The sequence below is a fragment of the Streptomyces sp. NPDC058045 genome, assembly GCF_042885635.1.
Taxonomy (GTDB): Bacteria; Actinomycetota; Actinomycetes; order Streptomycetales; family Streptomycetaceae; genus Streptomyces.
On the sequence record NZ_JBHVRR010000012.1, the window covers coordinates 47275 to 71696 of the forward strand.

At 70.9% G+C, this 24422-nt stretch carries 25 protein-coding genes; 12 read left to right on the forward strand and 13 right to left on the reverse strand.

Annotated elements, in window-relative coordinates:
• Window positions 1-49 precede the first annotated feature (49 nt).
• Both ACFVST_RS10395 and ACFVST_RS10400 read left to right on the forward strand, forming a co-directional pair.
• Window positions 50-1315: a nucleotide sugar dehydrogenase gene (locus ACFVST_RS10395; protein ID WP_390148852.1), complete on the forward strand. Its 1266-nt coding sequence runs from the start codon at window positions 50-52 to the stop codon at window positions 1313-1315.
• Between the two features lie 38 nt (window positions 1316-1353).
• Window positions 1354-3393 (forward strand): thioredoxin domain-containing protein, encoded by a 2040-nt coding sequence (locus ACFVST_RS10400; protein WP_390148854.1) that lies wholly within the window; start codon window positions 1354-1356, stop codon window positions 3391-3393.
• Between the two features lie 18 nt (window positions 3394-3411).
• On the opposite strand, the gene ACFVST_RS10405 is transcribed toward ACFVST_RS10400, so the two are convergent.
• The 3 genes from ACFVST_RS10405 to ACFVST_RS10415 form a co-directional block, all read right to left on the reverse strand.
• A complete protein-coding gene (locus tag ACFVST_RS10405) occupies window positions 3412-4143 on the reverse strand; it encodes a Mut7-C RNAse domain-containing protein (RefSeq protein WP_390148856.1) in 732 nt (243 codons plus the stop codon).
• Between the two features lie 36 nt (window positions 4144-4179).
• On the reverse strand, window positions 4180-4806 hold the full coding sequence (locus ACFVST_RS10410; protein ID WP_390148858.1) for a TetR/AcrR family transcriptional regulator: 627 nt from the start codon (window positions 4804-4806) through the stop codon (window positions 4180-4182).
• 79 nt (window positions 4807-4885) lie between these two features.
• Window positions 4886-5650 (reverse strand): hemolysin III family protein, encoded by a 765-nt coding sequence (locus tag ACFVST_RS10415; RefSeq protein ID WP_390148860.1) that lies wholly within the window; start codon window positions 5648-5650, stop codon window positions 4886-4888.
• A gap of 353 nt (window positions 5651-6003) precedes the next feature.
• On the opposite strand from ACFVST_RS10415, the gene ACFVST_RS10420 reads away from it, so the two are divergent.
• Window positions 6004-7851 carry a phosphoenolpyruvate carboxykinase (GTP) gene (locus ACFVST_RS10420; protein ID WP_390149043.1) on the forward strand — a complete coding sequence of 616 codons (1848 nt, stop codon included), beginning with the start codon at window positions 6004-6006 and terminating at the stop codon, window positions 7849-7851.
• Window positions 7852-7928: 77 nt separating this feature from the next.
• Here ACFVST_RS10420 and ACFVST_RS10425 read toward each other — a convergent pair whose 3' ends face one another.
• Both ACFVST_RS10425 and ACFVST_RS10430 read right to left on the reverse strand, forming a co-directional pair.
• A complete protein-coding gene (locus ACFVST_RS10425; RefSeq protein ID WP_390148862.1) occupies window positions 7929-8336 on the reverse strand; it encodes a hypothetical protein in 408 nt (135 codons plus the stop codon).
• A 110-nt stretch (window positions 8337-8446) separates the two neighbouring features.
• Window positions 8447-9658 carry a pyridoxal phosphate-dependent aminotransferase gene (locus ACFVST_RS10430; RefSeq protein WP_390148864.1) on the reverse strand — a complete coding sequence of 404 codons (1212 nt, stop codon included), beginning with the start codon at window positions 9656-9658 and terminating at the stop codon, window positions 8447-8449.
• A 343-nt stretch (window positions 9659-10001) separates the two neighbouring features.
• On the opposite strand from ACFVST_RS10430, the gene ACFVST_RS10435 reads away from it, so the two are divergent.
• Window positions 10002-10130, forward strand: a complete 129-nt coding sequence (locus ACFVST_RS10435; RefSeq protein WP_390148866.1) for a hypothetical protein — start codon at window positions 10002-10004, stop codon at window positions 10128-10130.
• A gap of 115 nt (window positions 10131-10245) precedes the next feature.
• Window positions 10246-10872, forward strand: a complete 627-nt coding sequence (locus ACFVST_RS10440; RefSeq protein ID WP_390148868.1) for an alpha-ketoglutarate-dependent dioxygenase AlkB family protein — start codon at window positions 10246-10248, stop codon at window positions 10870-10872.
• 49 nt (window positions 10873-10921) lie between these two features.
• Here the strand turns inward: ACFVST_RS10440 and ACFVST_RS10445 are convergent, their stop codons facing one another.
• Window positions 10922-12253 (reverse strand): amino acid deaminase, encoded by a 1332-nt coding sequence (locus ACFVST_RS10445; protein ID WP_390148870.1) that lies wholly within the window; start codon window positions 12251-12253, stop codon window positions 10922-10924.
• 222 nt (window positions 12254-12475) lie between these two features.
• Between ACFVST_RS10445 and ACFVST_RS10450 the strand changes: the two genes are divergently transcribed.
• Window positions 12476-13150, forward strand: a complete 675-nt coding sequence (locus ACFVST_RS10450; protein ID WP_390148872.1) for a hypothetical protein — start codon at window positions 12476-12478, stop codon at window positions 13148-13150.
• Window positions 13151-13241: 91 nt separating this feature from the next.
• Here ACFVST_RS10450 and ACFVST_RS10455 read toward each other — a convergent pair whose 3' ends face one another.
• The 7 genes from ACFVST_RS10455 to ACFVST_RS10485 all read right to left on the reverse strand — a co-directional run bounded on the left by ACFVST_RS10455 (window position 13242) and on the right by ACFVST_RS10485 (window position 18548).
• Window positions 13242-14264 carry a chitinase gene (locus ACFVST_RS10455; RefSeq protein ID WP_390148874.1) on the reverse strand — a complete coding sequence of 341 codons (1023 nt, stop codon included), beginning with the start codon at window positions 14262-14264 and terminating at the stop codon, window positions 13242-13244.
• Window positions 14265-14400: 136 nt separating this feature from the next.
• A complete protein-coding gene (locus ACFVST_RS10460; protein ID WP_390148876.1) occupies window positions 14401-14625 on the reverse strand; it encodes a helix-turn-helix domain-containing protein in 225 nt (74 codons plus the stop codon).
• On the reverse strand, window positions 14625-15245 hold the full coding sequence (locus tag ACFVST_RS10465) for a DUF2975 domain-containing protein (protein WP_390148878.1): 621 nt from the start codon (window positions 15243-15245) through the stop codon (window positions 14625-14627). The genes ACFVST_RS10460 and ACFVST_RS10465 overlap by 1 nt, the downstream gene beginning before the upstream one ends.
• A gap of 177 nt (window positions 15246-15422) precedes the next feature.
• On the reverse strand, window positions 15423-15890 hold the full coding sequence (locus ACFVST_RS10470) for a hypothetical protein (protein WP_390148880.1): 468 nt from the start codon (window positions 15888-15890) through the stop codon (window positions 15423-15425).
• Window positions 15890-16321 (reverse strand): DUF3592 domain-containing protein, encoded by a 432-nt coding sequence (locus tag ACFVST_RS10475; RefSeq protein ID WP_390148882.1) that lies wholly within the window; start codon window positions 16319-16321, stop codon window positions 15890-15892. The genes ACFVST_RS10470 and ACFVST_RS10475 overlap by 1 nt, the downstream gene beginning before the upstream one ends.
• A gap of 2 nt (window positions 16322-16323) precedes the next feature.
• A complete protein-coding gene (locus tag ACFVST_RS10480) occupies window positions 16324-16926 on the reverse strand; it encodes a hypothetical protein (RefSeq protein WP_390148884.1) in 603 nt (200 codons plus the stop codon).
• 62 nt (window positions 16927-16988) lie between these two features.
• Entirely contained in the window at window positions 16989-18548 is a 1560-nt protein-coding gene (locus ACFVST_RS10485) for a hypothetical protein (RefSeq protein ID WP_390148886.1), read from the reverse strand.
• Window positions 18549-19126: 578 nt separating this feature from the next.
• On the opposite strand from ACFVST_RS10485, the gene ACFVST_RS10490 reads away from it, so the two are divergent.
• The 6 genes from ACFVST_RS10490 to ACFVST_RS10515 all read left to right on the forward strand — a co-directional run bounded on the left by ACFVST_RS10490 (window position 19127) and on the right by ACFVST_RS10515 (window position 24415).
• Entirely contained in the window at window positions 19127-20014 is an 888-nt protein-coding gene (locus tag ACFVST_RS10490) for a hypothetical protein (protein ID WP_390148887.1), read from the forward strand.
• A 108-nt stretch (window positions 20015-20122) separates the two neighbouring features.
• Window positions 20123-20830, forward strand: a complete 708-nt coding sequence (gene cpaB / locus ACFVST_RS10495; RefSeq protein ID WP_390148889.1) for a Flp pilus assembly protein CpaB — start codon at window positions 20123-20125, stop codon at window positions 20828-20830.
• Window positions 20831-20837: 7 nt separating this feature from the next.
• Entirely contained in the window at window positions 20838-22109 is a 1272-nt protein-coding gene (locus ACFVST_RS10500; protein WP_390148891.1) for a CpaE family protein, read from the forward strand.
• A gap of 143 nt (window positions 22110-22252) precedes the next feature.
• Window positions 22253-22582: a pilus assembly protein gene (locus ACFVST_RS10505; protein ID WP_390149045.1), complete on the forward strand. Its 330-nt coding sequence runs from the start codon at window positions 22253-22255 to the stop codon at window positions 22580-22582.
• Window positions 22583-22585: 3 nt separating this feature from the next.
• Window positions 22586-23017, forward strand: a complete 432-nt coding sequence (locus ACFVST_RS10510) for a TadE/TadG family type IV pilus assembly protein (protein ID WP_390148893.1) — start codon at window positions 22586-22588, stop codon at window positions 23015-23017.
• 60 nt (window positions 23018-23077) lie between these two features.
• Window positions 23078-24415 (forward strand): CpaF family protein, encoded by a 1338-nt coding sequence (locus ACFVST_RS10515; RefSeq protein ID WP_390148895.1) that lies wholly within the window; start codon window positions 23078-23080, stop codon window positions 24413-24415.
• Window positions 24416-24422 lie beyond the last annotated feature (7 nt).

The window sequence follows — 24422 nt, forward strand, 5'->3', positions numbered from 1 at the left end:
CGCCGCGTCCCTCGCGGGAGCCGGCCGACTTCCTTGCGACAGTGACACCGTGAACACCAAGGTTGTCGTTGTCGGCCAGGGGTACGTGGGTCTGCCGGTCGCCGTCCGCGCCGCCAGAGCCGGGCACACGGTCATCGGATACGACGTGGACGCTGAACGCGTCCGGCGCCTGGACAAGGGCGATTCCTATGTCGAGGACGTCCACGACGAGGAGTTGGCCGCCCTCCTCCAGGACGGCAGCTATCTGCCCACCACCGACCCCGCCGACCTCGACGGTTTCGACATCGCCGTCATCACCGTCCCGACCCCGCTCCGGGAGGGCGCCCCGGACCTGAGCCATATCGAGTCGGCCGCCGCGACCCTGGCCGAGCGGCTCCGCCCCGGCGCCACCGTGGTCCTGGAGTCCACGACCTACCCGGGCACCACCGTCGAACTCCTCGTCCCGCTCCTGGAACAGGGCTCCGGCCTCACCGCCGGAGCGGACTTCCACGTCGGCTACAGCCCGGAGCGCATCGACCCCGGCAACCCCCTCTGGCGCCTGGAGAACACCCCCAAGGTGGTCTCCGGCATCGACCCGGCCTCCCTGGACGCCGTCCAGTCCTTCTACCGCACCCTCACCGCCACCACCGTCCCCGTCCGCACCACCGAGATCGCCGAACTCTCCAAACTCATCGAGAACACCTTCCGGCACGTCAACATCGCCCTGGTCAACGAGATCGCGATGTACGCCCGTGAACTGGGAGTCGACGTCTGGGAGGCGCTGGACGCCGCCGCCTCCAAACCCTTCGGCTTCATGCGCTTCACCCCCGGCCCCGGCGTCGGCGGCCACTGCCTCCCGGTCGACCCGGAGTACCTGTCCTGGCGGGTACGGCGCACCCTCGGCCGCAGCTTCCGGTTCGTCGAACTGGCCAACCACATCAACGGACAGATGCCCGACCACGTGGTCCAGCGCCTGCTGCTCGCCTTCAACTCCCGCCGCAGATCACTGGCCGGCTCCCGCGTCCTGCTCCTCGGCCTCGCCTACAAGCCCAACACCGGCGACACCCGCGAGTCCCCCGCCCTGCGCGTCGCCGAACTCCTCCTGGAGCTGGGCGCCGACGTCCGCGCCACCGACCCGTACGTGGTGGAGGAGGTCACCGTCGACAGCAAGCTGGTCCGCTGCGACCTCTCCCGCGACGAACTCACCGCGGCCGACGCGGTGGTCCTCCTCACCGACCACGACGACTTCGACTACACCCTCGTCCGCACCCACGCCCGGTTCGTCCTGGACTGCCGCCACCGACTCCCATCCGGCGCCGGCGTCGAGGCCCTGTGAACCGCCGGGCCCCATCGCCCCCGTGCGACGATGGCGGCATGAACCGACTGGCCGAAGAGCAGTCCCCGTACCTGCTCCAGCACGCCTCCAACCCGGTCGACTGGTGGCCCTGGGGACGAGAGGCGATGGAGGAAGCCGCCCGGCGCGATGTGCCGATCCTGCTGAGCGTGGGGTACGCGTCCTGCCACTGGTGCCATGTGATGGCCGCTGAGTCCTTCGCGGACGCCGGGACGGCCGAGGTGATGAACGAGCACTTTGTGAACGTCAAGGTGGATCGCGAGGAGCGGCCCGATGTGGATGCCGTCTATATGGAGGCGGTGCAGGCGGCGACGGGGCGGGGCGGGTGGCCGATGACGGTCTTCCTCACGCCGGAGGGCGAGCCGTTCTACTTCGGGACGTACTTCCCGCCCGAGCCGCGGCAGGGGATGCCCGGGTTCCGGCAGGTGCTGCAAGGGGTCCGGCAGGCGTGGGCGGAGCGGCGGGACGAGGTCGCCGAGGTCGCGGGGAACATCGTGCGGGACCTGGCCGGGCGGGAGTTGGGCGCCGGGGCGGAGGCACGGCTGCCGGGTGAACCGGAGTTGGCGCAGGCGCTGCTGGGACTGACCCGGGAGTACGACGCGGTGCACGGCGGATTCGGCGGGGCGCCCAAGTTCCCGCCGTCCATGGCCGTGATGTTCCTGCTGCGGCACCACGCCCGTACCGGGGCCGAGGGCGCGTTGCAGATGGCGGCGGACACCTGTGAGCGGATGGCGCGGGGCGGGATCTACGACCAGTTGGGCGGCGGCTTCGCGCGGTACTCGGTGGACCGCGGCTGGGTGGTGCCGCACTTCGAGAAGATGCTGTACGACAACGCGCTGCTGTGCCGGGCGTACACCGCGCTGTGGCGGGCCACCGGGTCGGCCCTGGCGCGGCGGGTGGCGCTGGAGACCGCGGACTTCATGGTGGGTGAACTGGGCACCGCCGAGGGCGGGTTCGCCTCCGCGCTGGACGCGGACAGCGAGCCGGAGGGGCGGCCGGGCCGGCATGTGGAGGGCGCGTACTACGTGTGGACTCCCGCGCAACTGCGCGAGGTGCTGGGTGAGCGGGACGCGGAACTGGCCGCCGAGCACTTCGGGGTGACCGCCGAGGGCACCTTCGAGGAGGGCGCCTCGGTGCTTCAACTCCCGCAGTCGGAGGGCGTGTTCGACGCGGAGCGGCTGGCCTCGGTACGGGAGCGGCTGCGGGCGGCGCGGGAGCGGCGGCCGCGGCCGGGCCGGGACGACAAGGTGGTGGCGGCGTGGAACGGGCTGGCGATCGCCGCGCTCGCGGAGGCCGGCGCCTGCTTCGAGCGGCCCGATCTGGTGGACGCCGCGGTCGCCGCCGGTGATCTGCTGGTGCGGGTCCACCTGGACGAGCGGGCACACCTCGCCCGCACCTCCAAGGACGGCCTGGCCGGTGGCAGTGCGGGCGTGCTGGAGGACTACGCGGATGTCGCGGAGGGCTTCCTGGCGCTGGCCTCGGTGACCGGGGAGGGCGTGTGGCTGGAGCTCGCCGGGCTGCTGCTGGAGCAGGTACGGGCGCGTTTCACCGGTGCGGAGGGCCAGCTGTACGACACGGCGTCCGACGCGGAGCGGCTGATCCGGCGGCCGCAGGACCCGACGGACAACGCGGCGCCCTCGGGCTGGTCGGCGGCGGCCGGGGCGCTGCTCTCGTACGCCGCGCACACCGGGTCGGAGCCCCACCGTGCGGCGGCGGAGCGGGCGCTCGGGGTGGTGGCGGCGCTGGGGCCGCGGGTGCCGCGGTTCGTGGGCTGGGGCCTGGCCGTGGCGGAGGCCGCGGTGGACGGGCCGCGGGAGGTGGCGGTGGTGGGCGCCGCCGGCGAGGAGGCCACCACCGGGCTGCGGCGGGCGGCCCTGCTGGGGACGGCGCCGGGCGCGGTGCTGGCGGTGGGGGAGCCCGGCTCGGAGGAACTGCCCCTGCTGGCGGACCGCCCGCTGGTGGACGGCCGGCCCGCGGCGTACGTCTGCCGCCACTTCACCTGCGAGGCCCCGACGACCGACCCGGAGGCCCTGCGCCGCGAACTGGGCGCCCGCGCCTGAACTGCCGTACCGGTACCGCTACTTGGGCGCGGTGCCGAACTCGGTGACGGCTTCGGTGACGATGCGGTCCAGTTGGTCGTGGTGGGCGCCGCGCCAGTAGACGCGGCCGCAGTCCGTGCAGCGGGCGAAGAGGTCGTAGCTGCGGCGGGTGCCGCCCTCCAGTTGCCCGGCGACCTCCTCCTTGCTGGCGGGGGCGAGGCGGCCGTTGCAGGCGGTGCACCGGGTCCACGGCCGCAGCGCGGGGCGGAACCGGCCCAGGACGTCGCGCAGTTGCTCGTCCGGCCGGTCGCTGTACACATAGGCCCCGGCCCACAGTTCGCGCCGGTGCAGCAGACCCCGGTCGCGGCTGAGCAGGGCGCGCTCCTCGGCGGCGGAGCGGGCGGCGAGGGCGGCGTCGCCCGGGTCCGCGGAGTCGTAGGCGGTGTCCACGCCGAGCAGCCGCAGCCGCCGGGCGAGGGTGCCGAGGTGCACATCGAGCAGGAAGCGGATCGGGCCGGGCAGCGGCTGCGGCCGGGGCACGGCGCCGACCCGCACCCGTTCCCCGGCGGTCGGCACATGGGCGGCGTCCACCGGCCGCCCGTCCACCAGGAGCTCACCGACCTCGGTACGGGGCACGCCCAGGGACTCGACGACATGGCCGAGGGAGGAGGCGCCGTCGGTGGTGAGCGCGGTGCTGCCGGTGCGGCGTGCCGGGGCGACGAACAGGCCCAGTTCTGGGGCGAGTTCGAGCTGGATCTGCGGTCCGTTCACGGCGCCAGGATGACATGCCCGGCGTCCCGGCGGAGGTCAGCCGTCGAGGCCGCGGGCGAGGGCGGTGAGGGCGCGGTCGAGGAGGGCGGTGAGATCGTCGCGGTAGTCGCGCTCGGCCCAGTAGAGGCTGACCTCCAGCAGGGCGCCGGCGATGCCCATGGCGAGGATCCGGACGTCCAGGTCGTCGGGGTGCCGCCCGGTGCGGTCGGCGAGGACGCGGCAGAGCATCCGGCCGGTGACCGACATGCTCTGCATCATCCGGGAGCGCACCGCGGGCACGTCCACCATCAGCCGGGTGCGGAGCCGGGTGAGGTCGTCGTCCGCGCGCAGCGCGGCGGCGAGCGGGCCGTGCAGGACGGTGCGCAGCGAGTCCAGCAGCGGCTCACCGGCGGGCCGGTCGCGCAGCGCGTCCTCCAGGACCCGGCCGTACTCGTCGGTGAGGACGATGTCCTCCTTGACGGGGAAGTACCGGAAGACGGTGCTGGGGGAGACCTCGGCGGCGTCCGCGATCTGCTCGACGGTGGTGGCCTCGTAGCCCTGGGTGCGGACCAGGCGGAAGGTGGCCTCGCGGATCGCGGTGCGGGTCTTTGCCTTCTTGCGTTCCCGCAGGCCGGGCGTGGGGCGGGCGCCGGACTCGGGGACGGGGTGCGGTGCGGCCGTCATGGGCTCATTGTCGGCCACCGTCGGCGCCCCGGCCATGGTCGTGCAAGGGGGGGGCCGGGGCGCGGCTGCCGGGGGCGGGTCAGGCGTGGGTGTAGGCGACCAGGGAGATGCCCACGTAGTGGACGACGAAGGCGGCCAGCGTCAGCGAGTGGAAGACCTCGTGGAAGCCGAACCAGCGGGGGGACGGGTTCGGGCGCTTGATGCCGTAGATGACGCCGCCCGCGCTGTAGAGGAGGCCGCCGACGATGACGCAGACCAGTACGGCGATGCCGCCGGTGTGCATGAAGTCCGGCAGGAAGAAGACCGCGGCCCAGCCCATGGCGATGTAGCACGGGGTGTACAGCCAGCGGGGCGCGCCCACCCAGAAGACCCGGAAGGCGATACCGGCCAGCGCCGCGGCCCATATGCCCCACAGCAGCCACTGCCCCTTGGCGCCCGGCAGCAGCAGCATGGTGAGCGGGGTGTAGGTGCCGGCGATGATCAGGAAGATGTTGGCGTGGTCGAGGCGGCGCAGCACCCCGCCGGCCCGCGGCCCCCAGTTCCCCCGGTGGTAGAGCGCGCTCACCCCGAACAGCAGGCAGGCCGTGAGGACGTAGATGCCGCAGGCGACGCGGCCGCGGCTGGAGTCGGCGAGGGCGGTGAGGACCAGGCCGGAGATCAGCACCGCGGGGAACATCCCGGCGTGCAGCCAGCCGCGGAGCTTGGGCTTCATCTGCTGGGGCAGGCCGGGCGCCTGCTGCGGGAGGCTCGCGGCGGTCGCGGCGGCCGGGGACGGCGCCGGGTCGGCCGGTGCGATCCGGGGTCCGGAGGAGGCGTCGGGAGCGGGCGCAGTCATGAGCGGCATCGTACCCAGCGGGGGGCCGGGTCCGGGTAGGCGGCCGTATGCCGGACGGAGCAGTGGGCGGGGCGCTGGTCGGCCGGGCGCGCGGTCGGAGGGGCGGCGGGCCGGCGGGTGGTACGGGCGGTGGTACGGGTCGGAAGCGGCTGGTGAAGGGGGTGGACGGGCGGTCGCGGTGGGAGTGGTGATCCTCACTCCGCTCAGGTGTGACGCCTTCTGGACAGATGGGCGCGGACGGCGGATGATCAGATGAGTGCGGACGGCACCGGATGAGCGGTAACGCGGCGTCCGGGTCGCAGCCCCCAAGGGGCCGAACTTCAAAAACCCCTCTTTTAGGAGCAATCGTGGCGCGCGACGCTGTGCTCTCCGCGGGGAGCCCCCGCACCCAGCAGGCTCCCTCCACCGCCCCGACCGACCACCGCGAACTCATCGCCTGGGTCGACCGGATCGCGGACCTCACCCAGCCCGACCGGATCGTCTGGTGCGACGGCTCCGAGGCCGAGTACGACCGCCTCGCCGAGGAACTGGTCGCCAAGGGCACCTTTGTGAAACTCGACCCGGTCAAGCGCCCGAACTCGTACTACGCCGCCTCCGACCCGACCGACGTCGCGCGCGTCGAGGACCGCACCTTCATCTGCTCCGCCCGCGAGGAGGACGCCGGCCCCACCAACCACTGGAAGGACCCCGCCGAGATGCGGGAGATCTTCGTGGGCAGGGACGGGGACGGAGGGGTGTTCCGGGGCTCGATGCGCGGGCGGACCATGTATGTGGTGCCGTTCTGCATGGGCCCGCTCGGGTCGCCGCTGTCCGCGATCGGGGTGGAGATCACCGACTCCGCGTATGTCGCGGCCTCCATGCGGACCATGACGCGGATGGGGCAGCCGGTCCTGGACGAGCTGGGTTCCGACGGCTTCTTCGTGAAGGCCGTGCACACCGTGGGCGCCCCCCTCCAGGAGGGCGAGGTCGACGTCCCGTGGCCCTGCAACACCACCAAGTACATCTCGCACTTCCCCGAGGACCGCGAGATCTGGTCCTACGGCTCCGGCTACGGCGGCAACGCCCTGCTCGGCAAGAAGTGCTACGCGCTGCGCATCGCCTCCGTGATGGCCCGCGACGAGGGCTGGCTCGCCGAGCACATGCTGATCCTCAAGCTGACGCCGCCGCGAGGGGAGGCCAAGTACGTGGCGGCCGCCTTCCCCTCGGCCTGTGGGAAGACCAATCTGGCCATGCTGGAGCCGACCGTCCCCGGCTGGACGGTGGAGACCATCGGCGACGACATCGCGTGGATGCGCTTCGGTGAGGACGGCCGGCTCTACGCGATCAACCCGGAGGCCGGCTTCTTCGGCGTCGCCCCCGGCACCGGCGAGCACACCAACGCCAACGCGATGAAGACCCTCTGGGGCAACTCCGTCTTCACCAATGTGGCGCTCACCGACGACGGCGACGTCTGGTGGGAGGGCATGACCGAGGACACCCCGGCCCACCTCACCGATTGGAAGGGCAACGACTGGACCCCCGAGTCGGGTACGCCGGCCGCCCACCCCAACGCCCGCTTCACCACCCCCGCCGCCCAGTGCCCGATCATCGCGCCGGAGTGGGAGGACCCGAAGGGCGTGCCGATCTCGGCGATCCTCTTCGGCGGCCGCCGGGCCAGCGCGGTGCCGCTGGTCACCGAGTCCTTCGACTGGAACCACGGCGTCTTCCTCGGCGCCAACGTGGCCTCCGAGAAGACCGCCGCCGCCGAGGGCAAGGTCGGCGAGCTGCGCCGCGACCCGTTCGCCATGCTGCCGTTCTGCGGCTACAACATGGGCGACTACATGGGCCACTGGATCGACGTCGCCAAGGACAGGGACCAGTCGAAGCTGCCGAAGATCTACTACGTGAACTGGTTCCGCAAGGACGCGGACGGCCGCTTCGTCTGGCCCGGGTTCGGTGAGAACTCCCGGGTGCTGAAGTGGATCGTGGACCGGCTCGACGGACGGGCGGACGGGGTCGAGACCCCGATCGGCATCCTTCCGGCCAAGGAGTCCCTGGACACCGAGGGCCTCGAACTGGCCGACGCCGACCTGGACTTCCTGCTGACCGTCGACAAGGAGGTCTGGCGCGAGGAGGCCGCGCTGGTGCCGGAGCACTTCAACACCTTCGGCGAGCACACCCCGACGGAGCTGTGGGACGAGTACCGCAAGCTGGTGCGGCGCCTCGGCTGACCGGGACCGGATCGAGCCCCGCACAACGGCGTGCGGGGCTCGATTCATGTGTGGTGCCGGGGGCTCTGCCGGGCCGGTCAGGCGGCTACCGGGCGTCCGGCGGCGGAGTGGTATTCCATCTGCCGGGCCGCGAGGATCGCCGCCGAGGTGTCCGCGCGGGAGGCGGCGACGACCAGGGCGCGGCCGGCGAGCGCGTGTGCCCGGCCGTGCAGGGCCGTGAGGTGCGGCTCATGGACGGCGGTGGCCACCGAGGCCCGTACCGGAGGGTGACCGCCGCGGAGCCGGGCGATCTGGGCGGCCAACTCTTCGGCGGCGTTGTCCAGTTCGGTGCTGGCGGTGGTGGCGCGCAGCTCGTCGGTGACGGCGAGCAGTGCGGCCAGGTGCCCGGCGAGCTGGATGTCCAGCTCCTCCTCGCGGGAGCGGTGGGGGAAGTCGGCGGAGCCGGCCATCGTGTGGACCGACTTGCTGCGGATCGGCTCGTACATGGGGATGGCCTCCTGGGTCGACAGAAGCCATCCTACATTGGATTTCGTCTAAAGTTGAGCCGAGTCGCGGAATGCGTTCCGGTGCTGACGCTGCGGGTGCGCCGGCCCGGTCAGGGCTGCCCGTAGCCGTCGAGGAAGTCGCCGATACGGGTCACCGCGTCCCGCAGATCCGCCTTGGAGGGCAGGGTCACCACGCGGAAGTGGTCCGGCTCCGGCCAGTTGAAGCCGGTGCCCTGGACGACCATGATCTTCTCGCGGCGGAGCAGGTCCAGCACCATCTGCCGGTCGTCCCGGATCTTGAACACCTTCGGGTCCAGCCGCGGGAAGAGGTACAGCGCGCCCTTGGGCTTCACACAGCTCACCCCGGGGATCCGGGTCAGCAGTTCGTGCGCGGTGTCCCGCTGCTCCTTCAACCGGCCGCCGGGCAGCACCAGTTCATTGATGGTCTGGCGCCCGCTGAGCGCGGCCACCACCCCGTGCTGCCCCGGCATATTGGCGCAGAGCCGCATATTGGCCAGGACGGTGAGGCCCTCGATGTAGGAGTCGGCGTGCGCCTTCGGCCCGGAGATCGACATCCAGCCCACCCGGTAGCCGGCCACCCGGTACGCCTTGGACATGCCGTTGAAGGTGAGGGTGAGCAGGTCGGGGGCGATGGCCGCGGTGGGGGTGTGGGTGGCGCCGTCGTAGAGGATCTTGTCGTAGATCTCGTCGGAGCAGACCAGCAGGTTGTGCCGGCGGGCCAGGTCGGTGAGGCCGCGGAGCAGCTCCTCGCCGTAGACGGCGCCGGTGGGGTTGTTGGGGTTGATGATCACCAGGGCCTTGGTGCGGTCGGTGATCTTCCGCTCCACGTCGGCGAGGTCCGGCATCCAGTCCGCCTGCTCGTCGCAGCGGTAGTGCACCGCGGTGCCACCGGCCAGGGAGACCGCCGCCGACCACAGCGGATAGTCGGGCGCCGGGACGAGGACCTCGTCGCCGTCGTCCAGCAGGCCCTGCATGGCCATCACGATCAGCTCGGAGACGCCGTTGCCGATGAAGACATGCTCGACGTCGGTCTCGATGCCGAGGGTCTGGTTGTGCATGACCACCGCGCGGCGTGCGGCCAGCAGGCCCTTGGCGTCCCCGTAGCCGTGCGCCTGGCCGAGGTTGCGGAGGATGTCCTCCAGGATCTCGGGCGGGCAGTCGAAGCCGAAGGCCGCCGGATTGCCCGTGTTCAGCTTGAGGATGCGGTGGCCGGCCGCCTCAAGCCGCATCGCCTCCTCCAGAACCGGACCCCGGATCTCGTAGCAGACGTTGGCGAGCTTCGTTGACTGGATGACCTGCATGAAACGGAGCTTACGGGGGCGCTCGGCGGGGCGCCGGTGGCCGCGGGGCCGGGGGTGGGGCGGGGGTGGTGATCGACACTTTCATCGCAAAGCGTGCACCGGGGCGGGCCCCGGCAATCGGCGGCTCGGGCCCGGCGCCCGGCTTGGGATCGCGGGCTCGGGAGGGAGTTGGGTCCGGGTCCCGTGAGATGCGCCACCCGAGGGCCGGCAGGGGTCGGCGCGGCCCGTTCGTCGGACCGGTTGCGCGGGGCGGCGGCGAGCGCCTGGCGCGTGATGCGAGCGCTACCGTCCGTGATGGCCAGAACGGATTATTCCGGGTCTTCGGGGAGCAAGTTACCGGCGGGTGGGGGAGAGCGTCGACCGGGGTGACGCCTACGCCTGCACCCAGGTCGGGAGCAATCTGCACGGCCGGGTCTCGCGCGCCGCCCTGGTCTGCGGTTCCACGGTCCACGCCCGCACCGCCTGGTACTGAGGCGCCGTACGCGCGACGGGTGCGGCCCCAGGCGCCGGGGCCGCACCCCCCCGTCCCGCACCCCCGCGGCTCGGCAAATAGATCACCTGTTCGAGTGGGCGCGTAGGCTGGGGTCATGTCCGTGCACCTCCAGGGTTCGCTCTTCGACCAGGACGACGAGATCCGGCTCGGCCCGCTCGACGGCCTCCACCGCACCCTGCTCGGCGCGGGCGCCTGGATCGATCTGCTGCCCGGCTGGCTCACCGGCGCCGACGCCCTCTTCGCCCGGCTCGCCGAGGACGTCCCCTGGCACGCGGAGCGCCGCACCATGTACGAGCACACGGTGGACGTGCCCCGCCTGCTCTGCTTCTACCAGGCCTGCGATCCCCTCCCGCACCCCGTACTGGACACCGCCCGGGCCGAGTTGAGCCGCCGCTACCGAACGGAACTCGGGGAACCCTTCACCACCGCGGGCCTCTGCTACTACCGCGACGGGCAGGACAGCGTCGCCTGGCACGGCGACACCATCGGAAGAGGCTCGCGTGAGGACACCATGGTGGCGATCCTCTCCGTGGGCGCCCCGCGCGATCTGCTGCTACGGCCCCGCGGCGGCGGGCCCTCGCTGCGGCGGCCGCTGGGGCACGGCGATCTGATCGTGATGGGCGGCTCCTGCCAGCGCACCTGGGAACACGCCATCCCCAAGTCGACGCGGGCCACCGGGCCCCGGATCAGCATCCAGTTCCGGCCGCACGGGGTGCGCTGAAGCACCGGGCGCGGGTAACTGCCCCTGATCTGGCGGGTGTTGGCAGGGGTCAGAAGTAGGTGCGGATGTAGTCCGAGACGGTGCCGTCGGCGGCGACCAGCGGGATCATCGGCCACTTGTCGAAGGAGGTGCACGGGTGGGAGAGGCCGAGCCCCACCCAGTCCCCGACCCGTAGTTCGGCGCCGGGCTCGGTGTGCAGCCAGGCGTGCTGGTCGGACAGGCGGGTGACGCGGATACCGGTGGCGTCCCGCTCGGTGCCGTCGGCCGCGCGCACCGTCTGCACCTCGGGCAGGTCCAGGTCGTGGGCGGCGTCCCGCTTGCCCGCGTTGACGAAGGCCTGGTCGGGGGCGGGCCGGGAGACGACCTGTGCCCACAGCCGGAACGCGGGCTCCAACGCCCCTTCCTGCGGTACCCGGTTGAACGGGGTGATCCGCAGATAGTGCCCGGAGTCATGGGAGACATAGGCGCCGGAACGCAGCAACTTCAGTACGGGCAGGGAGAGTTCGGGGATCTCCGCGAAGACGTCGGCCACCGCGTCGAACCAGGCGCTGCCGCCCGCACTCACCACGATCTCCTCCCGCCCGGCCCCCGCGAACCGGCCCGCCGCGTCGAACTCCGCGGCCAGCCCGGTGAGTTGACGCACCCAGGCACGCACCGACTCCGGTCCGGCGCCCGGCACCTCCGCCTCGTACCCGGCGACGCCCACCAGCCGCAGGGTCCGGGTCGCGCCCACCGCGTCCGCGACCGCCGCGCACTCCGCCTCCGTACGCACCCCGGTACGGGCGCCCTCGCCCGCGCCCAGCTCCACCACCACGTCCACCGGGCGGAAGCCCTCGGTGGCGGCGGCCTCGGTGAGGGCCGCGTCCATCAGGGCGACGCCCTCCACCGAGTCCACGTAGCAGATGAGTCGGAAGCCGGGGTCGGCGGCGAGTTCGGCGGCGAGCCAGCGCAGGGCGGCCGGGTCGACCAACTCATTGGCCAGGAAGACCCGTTGGAGGCCGAAGGCACGCGCAACCCGCACCTGGTGCGGTACCGCGAGGGTGATGCCCCAGGCGCCGTGCCGCAGTTGCCGGTCGAAGAGCTGCGGCGCCATGGACGTCTTGCCGTGCGGGGCGAAGGCCAGGCCGTGGCGGGTGGCGTAGGTCTCCATCACGGCGAGGTTGTGCGCCAGGCGCTCCTCGGAGAGGGCCAGTACGGGGGTGGTGAAGCCACCGGTGAAGAGGTTGCGGCGCTCGGCGGCCAGCCCGCCCACGGTGCTCCCGGCGGCGTCCGGCGGCAGGCCCTTGAAGCGGTGGTCCACCCGCTCCTCGGCGAGCCGGGCCAGCGGCTCCTCCGGGAGGCCGGGGCGGGATCCCTGCTGCGGGTGCGGTGCGGCTGCCATGAGCGGTCTCCTCGGGAGAAGCGGACGGCTGTTCGTGGCATCGTATGCAACGGTCACCGGCAGTCCGACCGGCGCTACCGGCCGGGGCAGGCGGGACTTCCGGACACGGCCTGGGTCGTGATCGACGCGCCGGCCGTTCTCGGCTGGTCGCAGGTTGCGTTCTGGGGACGACTCGGTGGCCCGGGTGTCGCGGGCACAGGTTCGTCGTCCATACTTCCCGCCGTGGAGCAGCGCAAAGATCTGAAGATCCAGCCCGTGCAGGCAGCCTCGACTGATCCTGCGTTCATCTCCGGCCTGATGCCCTCGGGCCCCGAGGAGCAGGAGGAGACCGCCGCGCCGAAGGACGCAGCCGCCCCGGCCGCCGAGGCCGAACCGGAGTCCCCGAAGGCCGAAGTGCCCACGGACGAAGGGGAGTTGGCGGCTGACGAGGAGTCGGCCGAGGAGAGCGCGGAGGCCGGCGAGGACGAGTCGGCGGACGAGCACGCCTTCGAGGCGGCGGACCGGCGCGGTGCCGTGGAGATGGACCGTACCGGTGTCCGCTTCCGCCTGGACGGCGAGGAGGCGGATTTCCGCTGGGACGAGATCGGCGCGGTCGAGTACGAGACCTCCCGCTTCGGCCGCCGCCTCACCGTCACCGTGCACACCGCCGCCGACCGCCGCTGGTACCCGGGCGAGGTACAGGCCCCCGACAAGGCCACCCTCGACCGCTGGACCACCGCCCTGGACGCAGCCCTCGACGCCTACTTCGACGACGGGGACGAGGCGGAGGACCAGGCGGCGGACGAGGCCGACGGGACCAAGGCAGAGGCCAAGGCGGAGGACAGCGCCGCGGACGAGAAGGCTGACGACAAGGCTGACGACAAGGCCGAGACCGAGACTGCCGACTCGAAGGCCTAGGACCACCCACCCGCAGCCCGCAAACCCGCAGCGCCGCCCCGGAAGTGAAGGGGGCGGCGCTGCGGGCGTGCGGGTTCCCAGACGGCGCGGGCTACGGCAGCCCGTGTACGTGCGGGCCGACCGTCTTGGACCAGGCGCTGCCCGAGGCGGCGTCCCAGTTGGTGGACCAGGTCATCGCGCCGCGCATGCCCGGATAGGTCTTGTCCGGCTTGAAGGAACCGCAGTGGGTGCCCTGGGTGAGGCAGTCCAGCGCGTCGTTGACGACACCCGGTTCCACATGGCCGCCGCCCGCCGCCTGTGGGGAGGCGGGCAGGCCCAGGCCCACCTGGGAGGGGTCGAGGCCGCCTTCGAGCTGGATGCAGGCGAGGGAGGTGAGGAAGTCCACCGTGCCCTGGCTGTACACCTTGCCGTCGCAGCCCAGCATCGAACCGCTGTTGTAGTACTGCATATTGACGACGGTGAGGATGTCCTTGACGTTCAGCGCGGTCTGGAAGTAACCGGCCTCGGGGGACTGCATATCGATGGTCTGCGGCGCCATGGTGAGGACCAGGCCGTCGCCCGCCTTCTCGGACAGGGAGTGCAACGCCTCTGACATATAGGTGGGGTTGAGCCCGTTCTCCAGGTCGATGTCCACGCCGTCGAAGCCGTACTCCTGCATCAGGGCGTGGACCGAGTCGGCGAAGTGGGCGGCGGAGGCGGAGTCGCCGACGGCGACGGTGCCGTTCTGGCCGCCGATGGAGATGACGACCTTCTTGCCCTCGGCCTGCTTGGCCTTGATGTCGGCCTTGAACTGCTCCTCGGTGTAGCCGCCGAGGCCCTGTGAGTCGAGGGTGAAGTCGACGGCGCCGGGTGTGGTGGTGGCGTCGGCGAAGGCGACGGCGATGATGTCGTAGTCGCCGGGCACGTCGGAGAGCTTCTGCACGGTGGCGCCGTTGTCGAAGTTCTGCCAGTAGCCGGTGACGGCGTGCGCCGGGACGTCCCGGGTGTCCTGGGCTTCAGCGCCGGTGGCGAGGCCGGTCAGGGTGAGTGCGGACACGGTGAGGGCGGCGGCCAGGGCGGCGGCCCGGGTCCTCCTGCCTCGCCGGTGTGGGGGGATGGCGGTTGCGGGGTCCACTGCGTCAGCCTCCGGGGGATCGGCTGTGATGGGGGGTCGGATCGCTGCACTCCAAGCTGGTCCAGACCAATAGAGTTGTCAAGCCCCTTGCCGGAGACGGCAGTTGATCCCTCCGGCCACCCGGTGCCCGGCGGTGTCAGTCCTCGCGGATGCTGAGCAGCTCGCCCGGCTGGCAGTCCAGTTCGCGGCAGATCGCGGTGAGGGTGGAGAAGCGGATCGCCTTGGCCCGGCCGTTCTTGAGGACGGAGAGGTTGACCACCGTCACCTCGACCCTGGCCGCCAGCTCCGACAGGGTCATCCCGCGCTCGGCCAGCAGCCGGTCGAGATGGACCCTGACCCGGTGCTCCTCCTCGGGCGGCATCAGACCAGCCCCTCGGTGTCGGCCCGGAGCCGGGTCCCCCGCCGGAACACCTCGCCCAGGGCCAGGATGAGGAAGGCGAGCAGGACGAACTCGCCGGTGAAGGTGGCCGAGACGGGGATCTCAGCGGCCATGGGGGTGCCGCGCACCAGCAGTGCCGTGGTGATCGTCGGCAGTATCGGGGAGAGGATCGCCTGCACCAGCACGATGATCCCGATGGCGCTCAGCCGCCGGGCGTTCCTCGGTACGAAGACATCGCCGTCCCGCAGCGTCCTGGCCATCTGGATCAGCAGGCCCAGGATCACCAGCAGGAGCAGGCTGCCGACCACCTCCGGCAGGGCGAGCAGCAGCCGTTCGCCCAGGCCGGGATGGGCGATGGTGAGGTCGGCGTGGTCGGTGCCGGTGAGGGTCATCCCATGGCCGCCGGTCCCCTCGGTGACGCTGCCCGGCACCCGGGTCGCGGTGCCGATCTGGACCTCGCGGGTGTCCATGGGGTCGATGGCCCCGGCCACCCCGAGTGCCGGCAGCAGCACCCCGAAGATCGCGGCCAGTACCGCCGCCACCACCAACGCCCCCTCCAGAAACCGGTTGTCGGTCCGGCTCCACCAGGACTGCGTACCCATGATTCCCCCTGCTGTCAGTAGCGCCATATCGCTTATCGATACTATCGATAAGCGATATGGCTTCTGTCAAGCCGGGTCCGGTGTCCGCACAACACAGCGCCCTCCGGCCGTAGTTGGCCGGAGGGCGCTGCATTTTCAGGGGTACCCCCGTAACCCCTGGCGCTGCGTCGGTCGGTGTCAGTCCTCCGACCGGTCGCGGCGCAGCTTGTCAGCCGTCCAACCGAGGGCGCAGCCCGCGAGGAGGACGCCGTTGGACAGCCAGAGGCCCAGTGCGTCGAAGCCGGGACGGCCCCAGAGCACCGAGAGCGAGAGGAACTGCGCGGCGACCGGCACCGCGCAGGCCGCGACGGCGTGCTGGAGCGGCCGCTCGGACTGCGGCTCCGGGTGGACGGTGGCCGCGGCCCAGGTGGCGAGGGTGACGCAGACCAGGTTCGGCAGATGCACCAGCAGCAGGGCCGAGCCGAAGGACTCGGGGCCCTTGTCGCCGGTCACCGGCCCGTAGAGGGCGTTCATCTGGATGTACTCGGTGATCAGGAGGACGAGGATGCCGACGGCCCAGGCGCGGATGAAGGCGAACACTCCGGCGCTTCGTTCCCCTCGTTCGGCACCGGCGGGCCGGTAGCCGGTCGAGCCGTAGCGTGCCATCAGTTGCCTCCGAGGAGCTGGTAGAAGAAGAGGGTGGCGAATCCGGCGGTGGCGAGACCGCAGCCGCCGACCAGTGCCACGCACTGCAGGACCGGCGACCAGGAGCTGCCGCGGCCCGCGATGGTCGCGGTACGCGCGGGGTCGTGCGGGTCGTAGGCGACGGTCACCTCGTCGCCCGGGTTCATCAGCCAGCCGGCGAGGTCCTCGAACTCGACGTCCTCGCCCTGCTCGGTGCGGAAGGCGAACCAGTGCCGCTTGGCGTCCGAGCGGTTGTACGGCTCGGTCTCCACCCGCACACAGCGCCCCGGTGCCCGGGCACCGCCGCGCAGGGTGCGGACGACGGTGCCGAGGCGCCGGAGGTACTTCCAGGTGAAGGTGCCGAAGAAGACCGCCAGCACACCGGCGATCAGGAACCCGGCACCCCCGCCCATGGTCAGTGCACCTCGACGGAGTCGATGATCTTGTCCAGCTCCGAGGCGGACAGCAGGCCCTTCTTGGCGTCGATGCGCACCGCGAAGGTCTTCTGGTGCGAGTCGAGGCCGGTGAGGATCACGCCGGTGACCCGGGTGCCCTTCGGCGGGGTGTTCTGCTCACCGGAGGAGCCGAACTCGAAGTCGATGCGCTTGGCGTCCTTCGCACCCGAAAGCGCGATGTCCTTGGTGGACTTGACGGTGGAGCCGAGCTGGACACCGGCCTCGGCGCCGATCGCGGCCTCGGCCGCGGAGTCCGCGTTGGTGAAGTCCAACTGCACGGTGATCAGCGAGACCAGCGAGCCGTTCTGCTCGCGCTGTGCGGCCGCCGCGTTGTACTTGCTGCGGTCGGCGGCGCTCTGCGGGGTGTACCCGTCGGCGCCCTTCGGGTAGGAGACGTCGGCGCCCTTGGTCTTGAGGGTGCCCCAGCCGTCCGGCACGGAGGCCGCGCCGGAGGCCTGGTCGTCGCCGCAGGCGGTGAGTCCGCCCAGGGCGAGCGCGGCGCACACGCCGGCGACCGCGGCCCTGCGGCGTCCCGCGCTGAGGATGCTCCGGTTCTTCGTCACCTCTGCGTGCCTTTCTCTTCGTACGTCGTGTGCCCGACAGATGCGGCCGGTCCCGGGGCGCATCAGTTCGCACAGTAGCTGTAGGGAACGTACGAACGCTTGCCGTCGTGCGGGGCCCCGAGGAACTGGGCGTCGTTGAGGATCTCCTCCTTCTTCTCCGTGCTCACGGAGAAGCCGAGGCTCAGGCCCAGGTTCAGCTCGAAGCCGTACTCGGCGGCGTTGGTCTCGCCGGTGTACTTGGTCTTGCTGGACTGGCCCTTGTCGAAGAGGAGTTGGCCGAAGGGGTCGTCGTCGCCGGGGCGGGTGGTCGGCGCGTGGTCGCCGAACATGTAGGCGAAGGGCGCGCCCATGTCACCCGAGCCGTCCAGCCACTTCTCGGCGATGGCGCGGTCCGCGTCGCCCTCGGGACCGGGCGGGAAGGTGATGCTGTTGGTGACGACGTCGATGCCGCTCTCGCCGTCGGTGCCGGAGCCCTTGCCGCTGCCGCCCTTCTTGTCCTTGCCTTCCTTGCCGTTGTCGCCGCCGACCTCGACGCTGCCCTTGGCGGCCTTGTCCTCGATGGTCTGGGTCATGTCGATCCGGGTGATCTTCCCGGTCTTCTTGTCCTTGGTGACCGTGATGCTGCCGGTCTGGGAGCGGTCCTTGGAGACCTTGGCCTTGGCCGGTCCGGCCTCCACCCCGGCCTCGGCGCCGTAGTCGATCGCGGCGGAGTAGGTGTAGGACTTGGTGTCGCTGTACTTGTTGTCGGTCCAGGTCACCTCGGGGGAGAACTTGAAGTGGCCGCCGAGGGTGGCGCTGATGCCCTCCTCGTCACCGGCGGACAGCTTCATCCCGCCGGAGGCCGAGAGGTCCAGGCCGACCTTGCCGTAGTTGATCTGGCGGTTGCTGCCGAGGGCCTTGTCGACCCGGTCCTGGATCTCCTCCTGCTCCTTCAGCGGGCCCTTGCCGATGAGGTAGAGGAGGCTGTTGCCCATGCTGGCCTCGGCGCCGCCGGGCATCTTCTGCTGCATGTCGTACATCTGGAGCTTCTCGATGTCGTCGCGGAACTTCGCGGCTTCCTCGGGGCTCTCGAAGACCCAGGTGTCGCCGTTGGTGACCTTGACGCCGGCGCCCAACTCCAGTTTGTTCTCGCCCATTTTGCCGACCTTGGCGCCGGGCTTGAAGTCCTTCTTCACGCCCACGGAGGCGGCGTCGGTGAAGGTGACGTAGACCAACTCGTCCTTGTCGTCGACCTTGCCGTCCTTGTTGACGTCGTAGTTGGCCTTGAGGTGCTTCTCCTCGAAGCCGTACTCGTTGCCGATCTCAAAGAAGAGGATCTTGGCCTTGGAGCCCGCCTTGTCCGTCACGGACGATATCTGGCACAGCGGAGGCTCGAAGTCCTTGTCGGTGACGGGCTTGTCGGCGGTGGGCTTGCCGCTGCTCCCGCAGTTGGAGCCGCCGGTGAGCTTGCAGATCTGCGCCGAGATGCTGTCGGCGACGTTCTGGCCCACCTGGGTGCCGTTGAGGCCGAGTGCGATGCCGACCACGACGACCACCATGCCGAGGTACTCGACCGGGCTGGCGCCCCGGTCGTCCCAGCGTCTGCGCGCCCTCGGCGTGCTGTTGACGTCCCCCTGAGCCATGGCAGGCCTCTCCTGTCGCTCCTGCGTGTACTCGCCCCTGCGGGTACTGCGAAACAGCGAGCGGACCGCTCGCCGAGCCGCGATCGTAGGGCGTCTGTGCAGGTCAAAGCGTGGGCCCCAGGGCCCAAACCCGGGCCCACCCGTTTTCCGCGCGGGCTGGGCCCCGCTTCCGGTGGAGTTCCCATCCGCCTTGTTTTTCAAGGACCTTGGCGAACTTGGCGAACTTGGCGAACTCGGCGGACTTCGCGATCTTTACGGGTGCGTGCTTTACGAGTGCGGGGCAGTGTGCAAAAGCCCGTGTCGGCGGCCGGGAACCCGCGTCAAGATCGAATCCGGGCCGTCACCCGCCGCCGGATATCTGCTAGGTCACAAAGCGGAGGCTCCGCCACCACAATTCCCGTCCGCTTTGCCCGGTTACGCCCAAGAATGCGAGGTCAATCCCTGGGTCTTGTCCGGAAGATGGGGTGTTCTCCGGTGCGTATGGCGTGGATAAAGTGCATCGGTAGCTGTGCAGCTTGCTGAACGACCCACGGGTCACCGACGACGGTCGGCGGCCGCAGGGAACCGGGGGAACCGAAGTGCCGACCGCTATCGCCGTGACCAGCGCGGATCTCGTGCTGCCGCCGAACGACCAGCAGACGCCGCCGGCCACCGCCGTCCAGGGTCCGGACGCCCAGCCGCTCGAAGCGGCACTGGCCGAACTCCAGACCCTGATCGACCAGCACGGCTATGTGATCGTGGTGTATTCCTCCGCGGTTCCACTCGCCGTCGAACGGCGTCTGCACACCATGCGCTCGATTCTGGAGTCGGATCGGATCGCGCTGCTCAGATCTGATCTCCCGCCGCTCGGCCTGGCCGTACTCGTTCGCAAACTGCGCCAACTCTCGATATGCGACCTGAGCCCCGGAGTCGTCGCTTCCGCCGGGTATCTGCTCACGCACTACATCCACGCGGGAGCCGTCCTCAATTCGGTCGCCCGGCTTGATCATGTACCGGTCAGCCTTAAATCCCATGCCAAGTCCTGGATGCCGGGCTCCCAGTTCGGCGTCATCGCGAATCCGCAACCGCAACTCGTGAAACTCGGCCCCGAAGCACAGCTCGCCGGCCCCGAGTTCGGCACCTGGCTGCTGGTCGCCAAGGGGCAGTTGCAGACCGACTGGGTCACCGGCACCCTCGCCAACGCCTGGCAGGTCCAGGGGCTGCGGGAGACTCCGCTGCCCGCCGACTCCCAGCGGTGGTGGGGCACCGGCAGACTCGTCGAGTTCGCCACCTATCTGCCTGACACCTCCGTGCTCTACCAGCTCGTGACCTCGGTGCGCCGGGACCGCTGCCACTGGTGCGGCCTCGAACTCATCGGAGAGCAGTGCGTGTTCTGCTCCGCCGCGCCGCCCGAGCGCGAGAACCGAACCGCCGCCGCGGGTGTCCCTGTGGGTAGGCACGCCCAAGAGTCGCCGCACCGGCACTGACGCGAACCGCCGCCGGCCCGCATCCGCCGCCGACGGCCACCCACCGACCGCACGACCGCACCGACCCAGACCGCCCGCACCGACGTCCCCAACGAGGTAGTCCGGCCCATGAACTCCCGCCAGCGCCGCGGCGTGATACTCCTGCTCCTTTCCGTCCTGTGTGCCTTCGGCGCCTTCGCCGGGGTCATCTCGGTCATCAGCGACGTCAACTCCAAGGTCGGCCCGGAGGTCTCCGCCTACCGGCTCAAGTCGGACGTGGCGCCCTACACATCGCTCAACACCGGCCAGTTCGAGAAGGTCTCGATGCCGAAGCGGTGGCTCTCCGACAACGCCGTCACCGACATCTCCGAGATCAACGGCAAGATCGCCGTCACCCGGCTCCGCCAGGGCTCGCTGCTCCAGAGCGACATGATCGTGAAGCGGCCCGCGCTCAAGTCCGGTGAGCAGGAGATCGCCATCATGATCGACGCCGCCACCGGCGTCGCCGGCAAGATCACCCCCGGGTCCACGGTCAACGTTTTCGCCACCTTCGCCGGCGAGGGGGACGGCTCGGCCGCCCAGTCGAAGATCATCGTCTCCAACGCCAAGGTCATCGACGTCGGCAAGCTCACCGCGCTCCAGCCCAACGAGGACGACAAGAACGCCTCCGCCACCCAGGCCGTGCCGATCACCTTCGCGCTCAGCACCCTCGACGCACAGCGCATCGCGTACGCCGAGTCCTTCGCCGCGCACGTCCGGCTCGCCCTGGTCGCGCCCGGCAGTGACACCACCGTCCGGCCGAGTGAGCGCACCTACGAGCTCACCAAGGACAAGTGAGGTTCTGATGCCCACGAGGATCCTCCCGGCTGTGGGTGACCCGGACGCCGCCCGGTCCATCACCACCCTGCTCAGCCAGTTGCCCGACGCCGAACCAGCGGCGCCGGTCAGCGACTCCACACAGCTGATGGACACCCTCGGCCGCCTCGCCGCCGAGTCGCTCGACGAGCTGCCCGAGGTCGTGGTGGTGCACGAGCGGATCGGCCCGGTGCCCGCCCTGGAGCTGATCCGCGAGGTCGCCCTGCGCTTCCCCGCGGTCGGCGTGGTGCTCGTCACCGCCGACGCCAGCCCCGGCCTGTTCTCCGCGGCCATGGACTCCGGCGCCCGCGGCCTGGTCGCCCTGCCCCTCAGCTACGAGGAACTGGTCAGCCGGGTCCAGGCGGTCGCCCAGTGGTCGGTCGGCGTCCGCCGGCACCTCGGCCACAGCTCCGACGTCTTCACCGGCCCCGGCGGCACCGTCGTCACCGTCACCGGGGCCAAGGGCGGCGTCGGCACCACCCTCGCCTCGGTCCAACTCGCCCTCGCCGCACAGGCGTCCGGCAAGCGGGCCGCCCTGGTGGACCTCGACCTCCAGTCCGGCGATGTGGCGTCCTACCTCGATGTGCAGTTCCGCCGGTCCGTGGTCGACCTCGCCTCCATCACCGACATCTCGCCCCGCGTCCTCGCCGACGCGGTCTTCGGCCACGACACCGGGGTCGCCCTGCTCCTCGCCCCCGGCGAGGGCGAACGCGGCGAAGAGGTCACCGACCGCTCCGTCCGCCAGATCATCAGCGCCCTGCGCTCCCGCTACGACGTGGTCGTCATCGACTGCGGCACCCAGGTCACCGGCGCCAACGCGGCCGCCGTCGAGATGGCCGACACCGCGCTGCTCGTCACCACCCCCGACGTGGTCGCGGTGCGCGCCGCCAAACGCATGGTGCGGCTGTGGGACCGGCTCCAGATCCGCAAGGCGGAGGAGTCCCTCATCGTCGTCAACCGCTACACCCGCAACACCGAGATCCAGCCGCCGCTCATCCAGAAGATCACCGGCACCAGGGTCACGGCCATCGCCGTGCCCGCCAACTTCAAGGACCTGCAGAGCGCGGTCGACGCCGGCCGCATCCATGAACTGGACAGCAAGAGCGTGGTGAAACAGGCGCTTTGGGGCCTCGCGGGCGAACTCGGCCTGGTGCAGATGCCCGACCCCGGCGCAAAGGGCGGCAAGGCCCGCGGTGACCGAGGCTCCCTGCGAGTCCGGCGCCGCGGCGGCCGCGACGACCACAACGAGGGGGAGGGCTGATGACAGCCCAGCAGATATCCGCACCACCGGCACCCGTCCCACTGAGACGCCCGGTGGGCACCGGTGGCGCTCTCCGGTACCTGCGGCAGGTCCAGCATGTTCGCCGCCGGGACCGCGGCCAGGTCACCGTCGAGTTCCTGGGCATGACACCGCTGATCATCCTGACGCTGGTGCTGCTCTGGCAGTTCGTGCTGGTCGGCTACACCTACACGCTCGCCGGGAACGCCGCCGACAAGGCCGTCAACGCCGCCACCGCCGCCCACCACTGGGACCGGCAGTCCGCCTGCCGGCAGGCCGGCTCCAAGGACCTGCCCGGATCCTGGGCCGGCTCCGCCGACATCAACTGCCACACCTCCGGCAACTACGTCACCGCCGATGTGCACCTGAAGGTCCCGGTGCTCTTCCCCGGCTCCATCGCCTTCCCGTTCCATATGAACGGCCACGCCGGCGCCGTCGAGGAAGAGGTGAACTGACCGATGCCCGCCGCCACTCGCACCCCGCGACGCACCGCGGACAGCACCGCACACAGCACCGCCGCGCGCCCCGCGGGCCGCCTCCGCAGCCGGCTCGGCGAGCGCGGACAGGTCGCCGTCGAGTACCTCGGCTTCATCCCGATCCTGCTGCTCGTCGCCATGGCCGGCGTCCAGGTCGGCCTCGTCGCGTACACCGCGCAGCAGGCCGGCACCGCCGCCCGCACCGCCGCCCGCAGCGCCTCCCTCGACAACCCGGGCTGGCGGCAGGACGGCTACCGCGCCGTCAGCGGCTGGGTCGCCGACGGCACCCGCTTCGACCGAGGCGACTACGGCAAGGAGGTCAAGGTGACGGCCACGGTCAAGATCCCGTCCATCGTCCCCTTCTGGGACTTCGACCCGGCGACCAAGTCCGCCACCATGCCGCGCGACTTCTGACCAGGGCCGCACCGGCAGCCGGCCCCCGCCGGCACACGCACGAACGAGGAGCATCCACCCATGAGCCTGCGGGCACGCATCAACTCCCCGGAGGAGAGCGGCGTACAGGGCGAGGACGGCCATCTGGTCGCCAGCTACCGCGCCAAGCTGCTGGAGGAGATCGACCTCGCGGAGATGTCCGGCCTCGCCGCCGCCGAGCGCCGCGCCCGCCTGGAACGCGTACTCGGGCACATCATCAGCCGCGAGGGCCCGGTCCTCTCGACCGTGGAACGCTCCCAGCTGATCCGCCGCGTCGTCGACGAAGCCCTCGGCCTCGGCATCCTCGAACCGCTCCTCGAAGACGCCTCCATCACCGAGATCATGGTCAACGGGCCCGACGCCATCTTCGTGGAGCGGGCCGGCCGGGTCGAGCAGCTCAATATGCGCTTCGCCTCCCACGACCAGCTCATGCAGACCATCGAACGCATCGTCTCCACCGTCAACCGCCGCGTGGACGAGTCCAATCCGATGGTCGACGCCCGGCTGCCGTCCGGCGAGCGCGTCAACGTGATCATCCCGCCGCTGGCCCTCACCGGCGCCACCCTCACCATCCGCCGCTTCCCCCGCTCCTTCACCCTCCAGGAGATGATCGCCTTCGGCTCCCTCGACGAGCACATGCTGATGCTGCTCGCCGGACTGGTGCAGGCCCGCTTCAACGTGATCGTGTCCGGCGCCACCGGCACCGGAAAGACCACCCTGCTCAACGCGCTCTCCGGCCTCATCCCCGAGGCGGAACGCATCATCACCATCGAGGACTCCGCCGAACTCCAGCTCCAGCAGGCCCATGTGATCCGGCTGGAGTCCCGCCCGCCCAACGTGGAGGGCCGCGGCCAGATCACCATCCGCGACCTGGTCCGCAACTCCCTCCGGATGCGCCCCGACCGCATCGTCGTCGGCGAGGTCCGCGGCGGCGAGTCCCTCGACATGCTCCAGGCCATGTCCACCGGCCACGACGGCTCCCTCGCCACCGTGCACGCCAACAGCGCCGAGGACGCCCTGATGCGGCTCCAGACCCTGGCGTCCATGTCCGAGGTGGAAATCCCCTTCGAAGCGCTCCACGACCAGATCAACAGCGCCGTCGACTGCATCGTGCAGCTCACCCGCAACGCCGACGGCGCCCGCAAGATCACCGAGATCGCCATGCTGGACAGCCACGGCAGCGACCCGTACCGCATCGTCTCCGTGGCCCGCTTCAACGCGCAGCCGATGGGCAGCGACGGCCTCATCCACGGCGCCTTCCAGTACTTTCCCCTCCCCCGACGCACCGCCGAGCGGCTCTACATGGCCGGGCAGCCCATCCCACAGGCCTACGGAGTCGCCACCTCGGCAGATCAACTCGCCACCCGAGAGGCCAGGTAGAAGCCCC

What these genes read in the sequence shown, in the direction of transcription:
- ACFVST_RS10460 (WP_390148876.1), bottom strand. Translation starts at nt 14,625, where the DNA reads ATGCCGCCCGAGGAGGAGCACCGGGTCAGGGTCCATCTCGACCGGCTG.
- ACFVST_RS10440 (WP_390148868.1), top strand. Translation starts at nt 10,246, where the DNA reads ATGTCCGTGCACCTCCAGGGTTCGCTCTTCGACCAGGACGACGAGATC.
- ACFVST_RS10515 (WP_390148895.1), top strand. Translation starts at nt 23,078, where the DNA reads ATGAGCCTGCGGGCACGCATCAACTCCCCGGAGGAGAGCGGCGTACAG.
- ACFVST_RS10500 (WP_390148891.1), top strand. Translation starts at nt 20,838, where the DNA reads ATGCCCACGAGGATCCTCCCGGCTGTGGGTGACCCGGACGCCGCCCGG.
- ACFVST_RS10430 (WP_390148864.1), bottom strand. Translation starts at nt 9,658, where the DNA reads ATGCAGGTCATCCAGTCAACGAAGCTCGCCAACGTCTGCTACGAGATC.
- ACFVST_RS10505 (WP_390149045.1), top strand. Translation starts at nt 22,253, where the DNA reads ATGACACCGCTGATCATCCTGACGCTGGTGCTGCTCTGGCAGTTCGTG.
- ACFVST_RS10425 (WP_390148862.1), bottom strand. Translation starts at nt 8,336, where the DNA reads ATGTACGAGCCGATCCGCAGCAAGTCGGTCCACACGATGGCCGGCTCC.
- ACFVST_RS10510 (WP_390148893.1), top strand. Translation starts at nt 22,586, where the DNA reads ATGCCCGCCGCCACTCGCACCCCGCGACGCACCGCGGACAGCACCGCA.
- ACFVST_RS10475 (WP_390148882.1), bottom strand. Translation starts at nt 16,321, where the DNA reads ATGGGCGGGGGTGCCGGGTTCCTGATCGCCGGTGTGCTGGCGGTCTTC.
- ACFVST_RS10445 (WP_390148870.1), bottom strand. Translation starts at nt 12,253, where the DNA reads ATGGCAGCCGCACCGCACCCGCAGCAGGGATCCCGCCCCGGCCTCCCG.
- cpaB (WP_390148889.1), top strand. Translation starts at nt 20,123, where the DNA reads ATGAACTCCCGCCAGCGCCGCGGCGTGATACTCCTGCTCCTTTCCGTC.
- ACFVST_RS10470 (WP_390148880.1), bottom strand. Translation starts at nt 15,890, where the DNA reads ATGGCACGCTACGGCTCGACCGGCTACCGGCCCGCCGGTGCCGAACGA.
- ACFVST_RS10400 (WP_390148854.1), top strand. Translation starts at nt 1,354, where the DNA reads ATGAACCGACTGGCCGAAGAGCAGTCCCCGTACCTGCTCCAGCACGCC.
- ACFVST_RS10485 (WP_390148886.1), bottom strand. Translation starts at nt 18,548, where the DNA reads ATGGCTCAGGGGGACGTCAACAGCACGCCGAGGGCGCGCAGACGCTGG.
- ACFVST_RS10415 (WP_390148860.1), bottom strand. Translation starts at nt 5,650, where the DNA reads ATGCCGCTCATGACTGCGCCCGCTCCCGACGCCTCCTCCGGACCCCGG.
- ACFVST_RS10465 (WP_390148878.1), bottom strand. Translation starts at nt 15,245, where the DNA reads ATGGGTACGCAGTCCTGGTGGAGCCGGACCGACAACCGGTTTCTGGAG.
- ACFVST_RS10410 (WP_390148858.1), bottom strand. Translation starts at nt 4,806, where the DNA reads ATGACGGCCGCACCGCACCCCGTCCCCGAGTCCGGCGCCCGCCCCACG.